This window comes from Vibrio sp. Vb339, from assembly GCF_902751245.1.
GTDB lineage: Bacteria > Pseudomonadota > Gammaproteobacteria > Enterobacterales > Vibrionaceae > Vibrio > Vibrio coralliirubri.
Map to the genome: position 1 here is coordinate 551,897 of NZ_CADDIS010000001.1, position 13,066 is coordinate 564,962.

12 protein-coding genes are annotated in these 13,066 nt (G+C 43.6%); 6 read left to right on the plus strand and 6 right to left on the minus strand.

From position 1 onward, the window contains the following. The first annotated feature begins 80 nt into the window (after positions 1-80). Positions 81-983 (plus strand): LysR family transcriptional regulator, encoded by a 903-nt coding sequence (locus HRQ85_RS02515; protein ID WP_048609931.1) that lies wholly within the window; start codon positions 81-83, stop codon positions 981-983. Here HRQ85_RS02515 and HRQ85_RS02520 read toward each other — a convergent pair. Continuing rightward, positions 980-1,879 (minus strand): DMT family transporter, encoded by a 900-nt coding sequence (locus tag HRQ85_RS02520; protein ID WP_082242634.1) that lies wholly within the window; start codon positions 1,877-1,879, stop codon positions 980-982. The two genes, HRQ85_RS02515 and HRQ85_RS02520, sit on opposite strands and share 4 nt — an antisense overlap. A 209-nt stretch (positions 1,880-2,088) precedes the next feature. Here HRQ85_RS02520 and HRQ85_RS02525 point away from each other — a divergent pair, with 209 nt between their 5' ends. The 5 genes from HRQ85_RS02525 to HRQ85_RS02545 all read left to right on the plus strand — a co-directional run bounded on the left by HRQ85_RS02525 (position 2,089) and on the right by HRQ85_RS02545 (position 6,524). Next, positions 2,089-2,478, plus strand: a complete 390-nt coding sequence (locus tag HRQ85_RS02525; protein WP_048609928.1) for a VOC family protein — start codon at positions 2,089-2,091, stop codon at positions 2,476-2,478. A gap of 51 nt (positions 2,479-2,529) precedes the next feature. Continuing rightward, positions 2,530-3,054: a hypothetical protein gene (locus HRQ85_RS02530; protein WP_172378593.1), complete on the plus strand. Its 525-nt coding sequence runs from the start codon at positions 2,530-2,532 to the stop codon at positions 3,052-3,054. Between the two features lie 169 nt (positions 3,055-3,223). Continuing rightward, positions 3,224-4,663 carry a 6-phospho-beta-glucosidase gene (locus HRQ85_RS02535; protein ID WP_172378594.1) on the plus strand — a complete coding sequence of 480 codons (1,440 nt, stop codon included), beginning with the start codon at positions 3,224-3,226 and terminating at the stop codon, positions 4,661-4,663. 99 nt (positions 4,664-4,762) lie between these two features. Continuing rightward, on the plus strand, positions 4,763-5,761 hold the full coding sequence (locus tag HRQ85_RS02540; protein WP_050643444.1) for a LacI family DNA-binding transcriptional regulator: 999 nt from the start codon (positions 4,763-4,765) through the stop codon (positions 5,759-5,761). A gap of 202 nt (positions 5,762-5,963) precedes the next feature. Further along, positions 5,964-6,524, plus strand: a complete 561-nt coding sequence (locus tag HRQ85_RS02545; RefSeq protein WP_061037884.1) for a sugar O-acetyltransferase — start codon at positions 5,964-5,966, stop codon at positions 6,522-6,524. A gap of 24 nt (positions 6,525-6,548) precedes the next feature. Here HRQ85_RS02545 and HRQ85_RS02550 read toward each other — a convergent pair whose 3' ends face one another. The 5 genes from HRQ85_RS02550 to HRQ85_RS02570 form a co-directional block, all read right to left on the minus strand. Beyond that, positions 6,549-7,472: a LysR family transcriptional regulator gene (locus HRQ85_RS02550; protein ID WP_172378595.1), complete on the minus strand. Its 924-nt coding sequence runs from the start codon at positions 7,470-7,472 to the stop codon at positions 6,549-6,551. Positions 7,473-7,628: 156 nt separating this feature from the next. Next, a complete protein-coding gene (locus HRQ85_RS02555) occupies positions 7,629-8,984 on the minus strand; it encodes a GGDEF domain-containing protein (RefSeq protein ID WP_172378596.1) in 1,356 nt (451 codons plus the stop codon). Between the two features lie 52 nt (positions 8,985-9,036). After that, a complete protein-coding gene (locus HRQ85_RS02560) occupies positions 9,037-9,918 on the minus strand; it encodes a hypothetical protein (RefSeq protein ID WP_172378597.1) in 882 nt (293 codons plus the stop codon). After that, entirely contained in the window at positions 9,911-12,325 is a 2,415-nt protein-coding gene (locus tag HRQ85_RS02565; protein WP_172378598.1) for a fimbria/pilus outer membrane usher protein, read from the minus strand. The genes HRQ85_RS02560 and HRQ85_RS02565 overlap by 8 nt, the downstream gene beginning before the upstream one ends. Positions 12,326-12,369: 44 nt before the next feature. Next, complete coding sequence (locus HRQ85_RS02570) at positions 12,370-13,047, minus strand: fimbrial biogenesis chaperone (protein ID WP_108093055.1); 678 nt, start codon at positions 13,045-13,047, stop codon at positions 12,370-12,372. Between the last annotated feature and the right edge of the window lie 19 nt (positions 13,048-13,066).

The following is a 13,066-nucleotide window of genomic DNA, read 5'->3' on the forward strand; positions in this document are numbered from 1 at the left end:
TTGAGTCATGCAATGGTTGGGGAACGAAGGCGAATCCTGACCTATGATTGATTAAGACCACATTGACAGGGAGAGTAACGGTGAGCGACGTGGAAAAGTTGGATTTAAATCTATTGAGCGTGTTCTTAGAAGTGTATCGATTAAAGTCGATCACGCTTGCATCAGAATCGCTTGGTATGACTCAGCCTGGGGTTAGCGGGGCATTGAAGCGATTGCAATCTCAGCTTGATACCGACCTGTTTATTCGTGAAGGGCGTGGGATTATTCCGACTAACGCTGCGGTGCAATTGGCAGACCGAGTAGAGCCTGCTCTAGAAGGGATAAGCAGCGCAGTAAGCACTTTAAAGACATTTGATAATCAGCAGCATCATGTGTTTCGTATCCTGGTGAATGAGATTGGATTAACCAAGCTTCAACCTCTCGTCGAGCAAGATGAGACGTTGGGCAATATCTCGATTGAATTCAATATGGTGCCGAACAACGAAGAAGAATTATTGCAAGGCTTGAGCATGCAACAAGCTGATTTAGCGATTGATATCCATTACCCGCAAGTTAACGGCTACATGAAGCAGCCTGTGATTGAGGATGCACTCGTATTGATAGCTCGAAAGGGGCATCCTAGAATCAATGGTTCAGTGACTGAAGAGCAATATTACAACGAAAAGCATGTTACTTTTAGAATGCGTCGAACCCGTTTATATACGGCAGATTATTTTACCAAGTCACCACTGAAACAGAGAAAAGTGAGTGCAGAGTGTGACTCACTGATGACCATGTGTGTGCTGGTATCGGGCTCAGATTGTGTTGGCAGTACGTCGCGTGATTTTGCCAATCAATTTTCTGAACCTTTCCAGCTTCAAGTCCTTGATCAGCCGTTTGAAATCTTACCGATGCAGCAATACATGATCTGGCATAAGAGAACCGATTTGAATCCTGCTCATCAGTGGTTGAGAAACAAGATTCAACAATACATGGCTGATTAACGAGCCGCTCTTGCTGCTCGTTTTTGTTTGGCGCTCTCTATCATCTTAGAAGGCGTCATACCGGTTACTAACATGGTACCGGTAATAACCAGAACCGATCCGAAAATAGTATTAAGGCCAATCGCTTCGTCTAAGAAAAGGTTGCCCCATAAGATGCCAAACACTGGAATCAAAAAGGTAACAGACAGAGCCGAAGGCGCACCCAATTCAGAAACGAGATTGAAGTAAAGCAAGTAAGCAAGGCCAGTACACACGGCGCCTAATAAGATCACCGATGTGGTGATGGTTAGATCCGGAGCCTCTCTCATCGGCATAAAAAAGACAAACGGCAATACGATTAAGACCGCCGCCCACATGCTGCCATGTGCATTATTGAATGCCTCAACTTTAGGTGCTTGTTTGGTATAGTTTGATGCTATTCCGTAGCTAAAGGCAGCCATCACCGCAGCTAAAATAGGAAGTACAGCCTCATGGCCAATGTTTATTGCATCCCAACCAACGAGTACTCCTACTCCCGCTACCCCAATCCCAAGTCCTAATAGAACTCGCGCCTCGAGTGCTGTTTTAGTCCATACCGCACCAATGATTGCTGCCCATATTGGCGCGGTAGAGTTCAAGATGGCGAGTGTCGAGGCGTTCAGTGTCTGCGCGGCATAAGCGAACAGTAAAAAGGGAACTGCGGTATTAAACAACCCAAGAATAAAGAAGTGTTTAGCGTGAGTGTTGAACGTCAGCTTTTTTCTTAAATACAAAGACACCAACAGTAGCGTGATTGCTGCAAATAGTACTCTTGCTTCAATCAACACTGCTGGGCCCAATGGATTAGCGGCAATTCTCATGAACAGAAACGAACCGCCCCATATCGCAGCGAGAGTTATTAATTTTAGAAAGTTCACGGCGTATATCTCAGAATGTGTAAAACACCGACTATTGATCAAAGCTATATATTACACAAGCTTAGATATTAATACTGTGCAGCTAATTGTTGTGATTTTGATAACCAAACGGCTCGCTAAATAGGAACACTTTTGATGAATTCTGTTCTGTTTATCCTTCCTGATTTGGCGGGTAATCTAGCGTTAGACATCAAACTTAGGCAAACAAAATGAAGATTGAACACATCGCAATTTGGACCAAAAAACTCGAAGTTTTGAAGAGATTTTACGAAGACTATTTCGGTGCGACATCGAACTCAAAATATCACAACCCAACCAAAGGGTTTTCTTCGTACTTCCTCTCATTTGAAACTGGAAGCCGCCTAGAGATCATGGAAATGGATTCGGTTCCTGAATCGAAAGATGACATCTATGATCAGTTTACAGGCTTTGTTCATATGGCGATTTCATTGGGGTCGGAGCAAGCGGTCGATGCACTCACTCAACGCTTGGTCGAAGACGGCTATGAGCGCTTAGATGGCCCAAGAAGAACAGGCGATGGCTATTATGAGAGCTGTGTACTCGATCCTGATGGTAATCGTTTGGAACTTACCGTTTAATGTAGAGACTTAATTGAGTTACTCATCTACTAACGGAACTGAGGTATTACAATGATGAAGCGTGCTGTGACTTTCCTTTTTAGTCTTGGGCTGATGGGATGTGCTACCTCAGAACCGGTATATGAACCAGAGGCTGACTCGAAGCCTGAACCATCCCAACCCGTTGGGTATCTTGGCTTCAAAGCCCATCAAGAGTGGGCCATTCAATTTAACGATTGCACGGTCTACGATTTAACAGGCGCACAACCCTACCAGTGGTTTGATCGCATTTCAGCCGCTGTCAGCTGTTACACGTTTAAGCCAAACGATGCTATTGAACCTTTATCAGTCTATGCCGACGCAAACTTCGACAGCAATAAGCTAACGCCGATCGACCGCTTTCAAGAGCTGCAGGTATCAGAGTCAGGCTGGGGCAATTTTCCTGCGGTCTATGAGACCAACGGCACCAACTGGTTGAAAGTCAAAGAGGGTTGGATTCACCTCACACTAGCCGATCAGACACTCGTTCAGTTCTACCCGGGAACTCAAGACCAATCTGGCAAATCACTGCATGATCAGTATTTTGAGCAGCATTGATCGTAATGCTGACTCTTGATTAGTCTTTAGCTCGATCAAAAAAGATCTTTTAACTGTTGCTGAAACCGGTTTCAATCTGTATCTTTGCTTTTATTGAAATCGGTTTCAGAGTTGTGAGCGCAGCTCTAATCCTGGTCTTTTTCACGAATAACTTGTAGCGAGTAATGGTATGAACAACGAATTTCCGAACGATTTTTTATGGGGTGGTGCGGTTGCAGCACATCAGTTAGAAGGCGGCTGGGATGTGAATGGTAAAGGTGTCAGTGTTGTTGATGTATTAACAGCGGGCGCTCATGGTGTACAACGTCGAATCACCGATGGCGTGATTGATGGCGAAAACTATCCAAACCAAGTCGCAGTGGATTTCTACCATCGCTACAAAGAAGACATTAAGTTACTCGCTGAGATGGGTTTTAAGTGTTTCCGTACCAGTATCGCTTGGACGCGTATTTTCCCAAATGGCGATGAAGCTGAGCCATGTGAAGCGGGTTTAGCATTTTACGATGACCTGTTTGATGAGCTGTTGAAATACGACATTCAGCCTGTGGTAACACTGAGTCACTTTGAAATGCCTTACCATCTAGCTAACGAATATGGCGGCTGGATGAACCGTAAAGTGATCGACTTCTTCGTTAAGTATTCAACTACGGTGATGGAGCGATACCAACACAAAGTGAAATACTGGATGACGTTTAATGAGATCAACAACCAGATGAACACTTCGGCAGACATCTTCGGTTGGTTATGCTCTGGTGTGAAGTTTCCACAATGCGAAAAGCCGCAAGAAGCCATGTATCAAGCGGTTCACCACCAATTTGTTGCCAGTGCGTTGGTGGTTAAAAAAGGTCACGAGATCAATCCAGATCTTCAAATCGGCGCAATGTGTGCGATGGTGCCTTTCTATCCTCGTTCTTCAAAGCCAGAAGATATTATGGTGGCACAGCAAGCGATGCGTGATCGCTATTTCTTCTCAGATGTAATGGTACGCGGTCACTACCCAAGCTACGCCAAGCGTGATTGGGCTATTAAAGGCTTCAATATTGAGATGCAGCCAGAAGATGAACAGATCTTGAAAGAAGGCAAAGCGGACTACCTTGGCTTTAGTTACTACATGTCGAATACTTTGGACTCGTCTTCTCACCAATCTACAGAAGAAGCGATGGACGGCGGTCATGAAAATTCGGTCGATAACCCGTTCATCCAGTCTAGCGATTGGGGCTGGCCAATTGATCCAACGGGTTTGCGTTTCTGTTTAGCGTCTCTGTATGAACGTTATGAAGTGCCATTGTTTATCGTTGAGAACGGTTTTGGCGCTGTTGATACCATTGAAGAAGATGGCAGCATTAATGACGACTACCGCATCGCTTACCTTGGCGACCACATCAAAGAGATGAAAAAAGCCGTTGCGATTGATGGTGTTGATTTGATGGGTTATACCCCTTGGGGCTGTATCGATTTAGTGTCGTTCACCACGGGCGAGATGAAAAAACGCTACGGATTCATTTACGTAGATAAGCACAACGATCAATCTGGCTCACTAGAACGCAAACGCAAGAAGTCGTTCGAGTGGTATAAAGGCGTGATTGCATCTAACGGTGCCACTATTTAGAATGCATTTCCCAGCGCAGTTATGTGAACTGTGAGCTGTCATTTTGCAATGAATTAGTCGGCCTATGTCGGCTAATTTTTTATAAAGGAAAAGAAGCGAATGGTAACCATGCTTGATGTCGCAAACCGCGCAGGCGTATCTAAATCGACTGTTTCTCGTGTCTTAAATGGCAAGAACATCGTGCGCCCAGATGTGGTGAAAAAGGTATTTGATGCGATTCAAGAAACAGGTTATCGACCGAACTTGTTGGCTCAGCAATTGGCGACCAAGAAGACCAATTTCATCGGCTTTGTAATCACCAATGAGTTGTTCAATGGCCCTTATTTCTCTTCCTTGATGTATCACGCGGCTTCTTATAGCGAAAAGTCGAATCACCAACTGGTGATCACCGATGGCAAACACAGCGCCGAAGACGAAAGAAAGGCGATAAACTTCCTGCTGGATATGAAGTGCGCGGGCATCATCATCTACCCACAGTGCTTAAATGAAAGTGAGATTGCAAAGGTCATCGAAAGCACTGACACACCGATTATTGTACTCAACCGAGAAATGCCGTCGAAGCCTAATCATGCCATTACCACCGACCATTATCAGAGCGCTTGTTTGATGGTTGAACACATCATCGAGCAAGGCCATACAGGCATTGCAGTGATTCGAGGAAAAGCCGGTTCTTCGACAGATGAGTTGCGTTACCAAGCCTATCAAGATGTGCTAACTAAACATGGTACTGCATTGGATGAGGCCAAAGTTGTTCGAGGTGATTGGACGATGGAGAGCGGTTATCACGCGGCTCAGGCTCTGGTTAAAAGCAAAACCATATTCACTGCTATCTTGTCGGAAAACGATGATATGGCGATTGGTGCGATTAAGGCGTTAACTGAACTTGGGTACTCATTACCTAAAGACGTTTCTATCGTCGGCTTTGATAACAGCAAAGTGGGGGCGTTTTTAACGCCAAGCTTAACGTCTGTCAGTGTGCCATTAGAGCAAATGACGCAAAAGGCGATCCTGCAAATTGTCGGTGAAACAGAGCAAGCGACCACCATCAATACCACCGGCAGTTTGGTGCTACGTGATTCGATAGCGAAGCTAAATTAGCACTGTTCGAATTTCATATTTTACCTACAAAAAGTGATGAGCTGCGCATCTCTTAAACCAAGCTCAAACACTCCTTATTCACTGTTATTTAGATATGCGATATTGCGTTTTTGGTCGATGAATTGACCAGCATTAGTTAAGTAATGTGAAACTAGCTAAGTAATATGAAAATAGCTAAGTGATGTGAGAACAGGTAAGTAACGTGAAAACAGAAAAACAAAAAATGCTAGCAGGCGAACCCTATCAGGCTTGGGATAAAGAGCTTTATTCAGCTCGTATCGAATGTCGTAAGGTGCTTCAAAAACTCAATAACAGTATTCCTGACACACCTGAATGGGAAGCGGCAACGCAAGAGCTCATTCCGGGCTGTGAAAATGCGCATCTAGAACCTCCATTTCGTTGTGACTACGGCTCGAACATCAAGCTGGGCAAGAACTTCTACGCTAACTTTAACTGTGTGATTTTGGATGTGGCTGAAGTGACCATTGGCGACAATGTGCTGCTTGGCCCGAATGTTCAAATCCTGACTGCAGGTCACCCACTCGATGTGAAAGGCCGTGTAGAAGAAGGCGTTGAGTTTGGCACACCGATTAATGTTGGCGACAATGTTTGGCTTGGCGGTGGTGTAATCATCTGCCCCGGTGTCACCATTGGCGAAAACAGCGTGATTGGCGCAGGCAGTGTGGTGACCAAAGACATCCCAGCCAATGTGGTTGCCGTCGGTAATCCATGTAAAGTGCTGAAAGCGATCGATAACGAGTAAGCTCGTCGATACTTGAGAAATGATTTAATCGTTTTGAATCAGCTGTTTAGATGTTTCAGAAAAAATACTCCTAAGCCATTGATGGCTTGGGTCATTGTTTCTTGATGCATGCCAGAACATTGAAATACTCAACCAATCAGGTAAGAAATCGCATTGCAATGTTTTCAGGTTGAAATGACGAAAGTACTGATCTAAAAGTGTGCTTGGAAATATGCCGATATAGTCGTTTTGTTCAATAATCGGCAACATTTCCGTGATGCTGTTCGAGTGCCATGCAATGTCTCGTTTTCTTAATAACCTTTCTGCAGTTAGCCCTTTATTCAGTAAATAGCTTTGCACCTGACCGGGTACCGTATGTGTGACATGTCTTTCATTTAAAAACTCTGTTGCTGTAATAGTCGAACCAGTTAATCGAGGGTGTTCTTTGCGGCAAATAACATTGAGCTGGTTTTTGACGATCACTTCTGAACATAGTTGTGGGTATTGACCATAATCAACGTCTAAGGTGATATCGAACCTTTTTCTCAACATACTTATTGTCTCTGATTGGCTTACATGTGCTTCTGCTTTGATGCTTGCCAAGGGAGCTGCTTGACCAATAAGCTTTGATGCGACAGGTAGGATGCTTAAACCGAATACACTTAACGCAGAGACGACAAACTCTCGCTCACAATGTTTTGGGTCAAAGGTACGATAATAAGGTGTAGTGAGTTTGATGTCTTCGACCGCAGAGGCTAGCGTCGGATAGATACTGATTGCCATTTGAGTAGGTGTTATTCCATGGCTTTCACGGAGAAATAAGGGGTCATCAAATAGAGCCTTAAGTCGAATTGCACTTTGGCTTATTGCAGATTGACTGACACCAAGCCTTTTTGCAGCGCGGCTAAAACTGCGCTCTTCCATAATCGCAACGAAAGTTGGAATAAGGCTAAAGTCTGAATATTTCATTGGTCATCGTGTTGTCGGCATATTGATTGTTCAACTTATACCGACTGTTGTGCTAAAAATCACCATTAATAGAGGTGGAATGAGACTTTATAGGCTTTCTTTAATGTTCATTTATCCCGAATGATTTCATTCGATGCTATATCCTTGTTCATCGCCTTAAATTGAGCTCTGTACTAGGTTTCTTCCTCGGTGCTTGGCTTGATACAAAAGTTCATCAGCAGAAATGATGGCCTCTTCAATTGATTGACCTGTTGATAAGTCCACAAGCCCTAATGAAGCTGAAATGCCTCCGTTGACTTGATTGTGCAACTGCTGATCGCTTGATATTTTAGCGCGAATACGGTCGGCGAGTTTTACGATATCAGATTGCTTCTCTGTTTTAATGATCACAATAAATTCATCACCTCCGATCCGATAGCACTCATCGTGCCTTCTAACACTCTCCAACAATATTTCACTCACTCGAACCAAAACACAGTCGCCTATGTGATGGCCATATTTATCATTGATCATCTTAAAATGGTCGAGGTCTATGGCGATAACGCCGACACAGCGAGCTTGTTCATGTTGTTGGGTTTGTTCAATACGCGAACTTGCAGTTTCAAGGTAAAGCCGGTTTTTAAGCCCTGTAAGCGTATCTGATTGTAGTGCTTGCGCTGTTCTGTCTTGATAGCGAGAAAACGCCTGCATTAATACGTAGAACAACCCCAACAACAGAATGATCTCAATGAGATTTTGCAATGAGACAATGATCTCAACAACGGAGGAGGTCATGTTGTCGAACACCAACAATTTCGCGTTTAGTTGGGGGAGAGGCACTGTGATCAAATGAAAATATCGATTGTCGTGAGAGCTGAGCCTAAAGAACGGTAAGTTCCCGAGGTGTGTCTCGGTAAAGTGGAGGGTTGAATCAGCATTTACTTGATCGGATCTAATGAGGTTGTTGGTGAACGTGATTTTCGCTGGCTCACCAGAAGGCATGAAGACTTCTTTTTTCTCATTCTCAATCATTATGATGGTGTTCCACCCAGAATTAATTTTCGGGAAGTAGGGCATTAAGTCAAAATGGGTTTCAAAATAATTGGGTGGTTTTATGCTACCTGCGATTAGATGTACTTGAGAGTTTGCTTGGTCATAATCTAAACCCCAAAGTGTATTTTTATGTTTGATTGCGTTGGTAAATGTAGACGACTCAGGGTTTAAACCAAAGCGACGCGCGACGATTTGAATATCGCTACTACTGAAAGGAAATGAAGATGAATGAAGTACCCCTTCCAAGCTATTAATATCGACGTGGCCAAGTGAAGGCGATAACGTAGCCCCTAATATTTCTAATGTTCGGGATATATTATCTCGGACAAGAAACTGGATGAGCTGAGTTCTATGTTGTTGGTCTTTTTCAACAAACCCAATCAACTTTCTAATATCACCAATGTGCAAACATAAGATACTCAGTGCCACACAGGCTATCATCCAGTGGCGTTGTTTGATGATGAATTTCAATATATTCATATGGTTCACCCTTGTCTCTAAAACTCAAAGCCCGTGAGTATCCCCTGCTCATTCAGTAAATGGGGTCTATGGCTTTTACTTGTATCTGTAGCTCTTCTTTGTAGTGTCCTGCTCGCGATAGGTTTGTATTTCCAGTGATTTTTAAGTCAAAAGGGATATTGTGTCTTCCCCTTGAATAACGCTTTATCGGAAGCATTTGATGCGTTGGTGATATTTCAGTCCCGTCAACGATAAGTTTGTACTCAATCGTCCATTTTGGATTCTGAGAATTGACCAGCTGTCGATATTTGGGTTTTACCCATAGCTCGGTGCGTGAATTTGAGCTGATTACAAAGTCGGTTTGATAGCGCTTGCTGTTTGATAGAACACCCAAAGCCCAGCGATACCCTGATGTTGTTTTATGAAAATTGTTACCTCGGCCAGACCAATCTAAAGAAACGAATGACTTAACTTTGTAGTTTGCGTTTGCTGAGAGTGTCACGGTCTGGTCGTTTTTGAACTGCAATTTGACGAGAAATGGCACCGCATACTTGGCCGCATAATTAATTTTTGCTTTGGGATCGACTAATGAGAAGCGAACCGGACGATTCTGCTGAGAGCTAAGTAAATATTCACGCTCTTTAGGGTCATAAGACAGCATGGTTTGATTCTGATTAATGAAGTGAATATGTGAAGATTTTGGACGGTCGAGCACCTTTAAACGCACAGATTTTAGTGCGCATTGTTCAGCTTTAGAGCGAAGTTTTTTCAACTCAAATCGGATATTGGCATAGCCCGATTTATCAAATTCGATCGGTGCATTGCTCAATTGAGTGATGTCCCAAACGCCTGCGCAATTCGCGGCAAAAGCTATTGAGGGTGATGCAAGAAATGACGCAAGTAGAGTTGACGCCAATAACCATTGCATTGTCTTTATTAAGGGTTTTCTATTCATGGTTCGCTCCTTGTATGAGTTGAATCTCTGGAAGACGAATTAAATTGTCCTCTGATTCCGAGATGTTTATGTGTCCCATAATCTCTGAGTCCATGGTTTGAATCTTGTAGTGCCCGCTGCGGATCCCTTCTACAACGAACCGACCCCCTTTATTGGTGAAAAATGGAATGGAATCGCCTGTATCGTTGATGAAGTAACCTTGAGTTAGTGATAGAGGTTTCCCATCATCTAAGCTCAATTTGCCAATAACGGTTTTAGATGCGTCTGAGCCAACAGTGAAAATGTGGCTGGTGTAGGCTCCTGGAGTAACGTTGTAGAAGTAGTTACCAATGTCGTAGCCAATCGGAGCATCGGGCGCATACACTGTAAAGCTTTGAGAGGTATGAGCGGTGGAAAGGCTCACGGCATTATTGAGACTATTTGAAGAGATAGCTTCGGCTTTGTCGTCGTCATCACTGTTGATCAGTACCTCAGACTCTAAGGTGTCGTGAACTTGTACGACCGCTGCCGCACCGTATATCGGGCGCGACCAAGATAAAGCGCCGTCGCTAATAGTAAACGCTGTACTTGGTCTAAATGAGGTGACTACGGTGTCTTCAGACTCGGTGGCGTTGTAATAGGTGATGTCACCGTCGTAGCGAATTCGGTTGCTTACATAGTCGCCACGTACTTGATATTGGCCTTGATCAGATTCAACGTCTGCAGATAACGCATAACCATATTGACCAACTTGGTTTTTACTCGGTTTGCTGAAGTTGGCTCTTAATACTTCAGTGTCACTAGCGTAACCGAGATCTGCAGAGTATTGACCATCATCTGAACTCCAAGTCCAGTCGACCGAAACCACACCTTCAGTATTTGAAGTTCCCTCGTTCGGATCTTCTTCGTGAGTGACACCTAAGCCAATAACAACATTTGAATAAGACCAAGATGTTGAAGCTTCTGCACTCCATTCAGTATCGTAGCCACTTTCTTTATCTAGGTTGTATGAAAGGGATAAGTAAATATCGTCGGTAATGCCAAAGGTATAGCTGACAGCTGCCGAATGGCCAGTAGAACCTTCTTCAGTCCAAGGTTGATAGGAAAAGGAATCATAAGATTCAAGCGCAATACGCAAGTTGGGTGCACTGTAGTTATTTTGATCCCAAAGGGAGGCTGCGTAATCCAAACTTGCGATGTACCCCGTTTCGTCATACTCGTTGGATTGGCTGCCAGAGAGCCGCAGGCCTATATTACCCAGTGGTGTACCAAGGGTAGATATACCACCTAATATGAAACCATCTTTGTGATAGAACCCATTCAACCCCAGCGTCAAATAGTCGGTTAAACCATAGTCATAATAGGCGGTGGAAATAAGACTCCCAGTATCGTATTCATAGCGGTTGTCTTCAATTTCAGAAGGGGCACCAAGGTACAAACCAAAATCAGAGATTCCCTCTTTGAGTAGTTTAGAGTTGTAGAACACGCTATAGAGAATGGAATCAGTTCGACCTGATTGATATTCAATTTCCAAGCGAACATCGTTGCTTCCCGAAGAAAGCGGTAGGTCGTCTAATTGGTAACGGCCTGGAGGTAAACGAAATTCAGTGATGTAAGAACCGTTGATGTAGAGGTCAATGTCGGCTGATTCTTCTAGGATGAGCGCTTGTGTACCGCCAACTTGAATACTGCGATTCGGCTGCAATGCTGAGTAATTGCGTTCAAAACCGATCCCACCAAATTGCTCACTTGGTAGATGCCCAGACGTGCTGTTGACTTGGTCGCCAAAAGTTAATCGATAAGGGACATCCGCTCGGTCGACAAAGGCAGATACATCACCACGATAGAAGGTTTGTTCGTCTTCGGTTCCGCCATCAAAATACCCTGAAAGTTTATAATTCACTCCCCGAGCACCAGCGAAGTTACCTGTAGATAGCCACTCAATATTCCATTGTTGCTCGTCACTTTGAGTTTCGATTCCTCGTGTATCAGAGACGCCAAAGTTCAAGTTATTAATATTGGTGAAAAATGATGACTTTGAATAGATCGGGGGAGAGTAAGGTGTGTTGAATGTCAGGGTCTGCTCTTTTTTAGCATCTTGAACAAAAGACAATGTAATCTCCATATCAGATGGGGAGAAAGAGAGTAAAACTCCCCACTCTTCAAGGACATCAATTGGAATAAAGTTTTCTTTGTATGAAGATAGCTTGCCTGACACTTCTGATGACAGGACAGGACCAATAAGTGCATTCAGTTGAACGGTGTTCACTTTAGATACGGTTTTACCATCAGAAAATGCATCGATATCGCCCACCGTTGAGCCGAGATAGTTAATTGGGAATGGGAACAACCAATCAGCAGCATAAGCGCTAGGCTCTACAAATAAACATAAAGAGATACACAGGAGGGCTGCGTAAGATCGGATCATGTTCCCCTCCTAGTACTAAAAATGTATAAGCTTTTAATTCAATGTTATTTTTCTTGCTTTACAGATATGCCACTCACATTGCCGAGAATCGTTGGGATTGGGTAATGTGCGATCGCACCTGGCATCAAGTAACCACTTGTTTTTGTATCAATCTCATTCCAAGGAAGGTCTTTTTTTCCATCACTGGTCTGCAGTTCGAACACTGATTGAAGTAGATTGACGAGCACTTTACTTGTGTTTTCAACAACGATGATATTGTTGTCTTTGAGCGAGGTTTTCATTGTTGGTTCTAAGGCGTTTGGTGAGACAAAGGCGAGGGTTGAAAAACTCAGTAGTGTTTTGATTTTACTTTCTTTATCTTCTTGGCCTTTCACTTCTAATTCGTTGAATTCAATTCGATACAATTTTGTTGTGGTGAGAGCATCACTTGGGATATAGCGAACTCGAATTTTTTGTGAACTTAAGGGGTTAACCATAATTTGAGGGGGAAGAATTAGAAAGCTGTCTTCATTTAATGTGAGCACTTCTCCTGTTTCGTCATAGGTCACATCGTATACGACCACTTCGACTGGAAGTGAACGGTCTTGAGTATTATTGATGGTGTAGCTTGTCAGTGCTTTTCTGCCAAACTCTTGCATCTCTTGGTACATGGGCGTTATTTCATAGCAAAAGGCAGCGACGTGATGCAGTAATAGGCTAAAAATTAAAATAGTTGTTTTCATAAAGCCCTTCCTTGGTGAC

Bases quoted from the DNA above. Each gene is read 5' to 3' on its own strand.
- HRQ85_RS02550 (WP_172378595.1), bottom strand. From the start codon at position 7,472: ATGAAATATTCAGACTTTAGCCTTATTCCAACTTTCGTTGCGATTATG.
- HRQ85_RS02555 (WP_172378596.1), bottom strand. From the start codon at position 8,984: ATGAATATATTGAAATTCATCATCAAACAACGCCACTGGATGATAGCC.
- HRQ85_RS02525 (WP_048609928.1), top strand. From the start codon at position 2,089: ATGAAGATTGAACACATCGCAATTTGGACCAAAAAACTCGAAGTTTTG.
- HRQ85_RS02540 (WP_050643444.1), top strand. From the start codon at position 4,763: ATGGTAACCATGCTTGATGTCGCAAACCGCGCAGGCGTATCTAAATCG.
- HRQ85_RS02535 (WP_172378594.1), top strand. From the start codon at position 3,224: ATGAACAACGAATTTCCGAACGATTTTTTATGGGGTGGTGCGGTTGCA.
- HRQ85_RS02530 (WP_172378593.1), top strand. From the start codon at position 2,530: ATGATGAAGCGTGCTGTGACTTTCCTTTTTAGTCTTGGGCTGATGGGA.
- HRQ85_RS02565 (WP_172378598.1), bottom strand. From the start codon at position 12,325: ATGATCCGATCTTACGCAGCCCTCCTGTGTATCTCTTTATGTTTATTT.
- HRQ85_RS02570 (WP_108093055.1), bottom strand. From the start codon at position 13,047: ATGAAAACAACTATTTTAATTTTTAGCCTATTACTGCATCACGTCGCT.
- HRQ85_RS02560 (WP_172378597.1), bottom strand. From the start codon at position 9,918: ATGAATAGAAAACCCTTAATAAAGACAATGCAATGGTTATTGGCGTCA.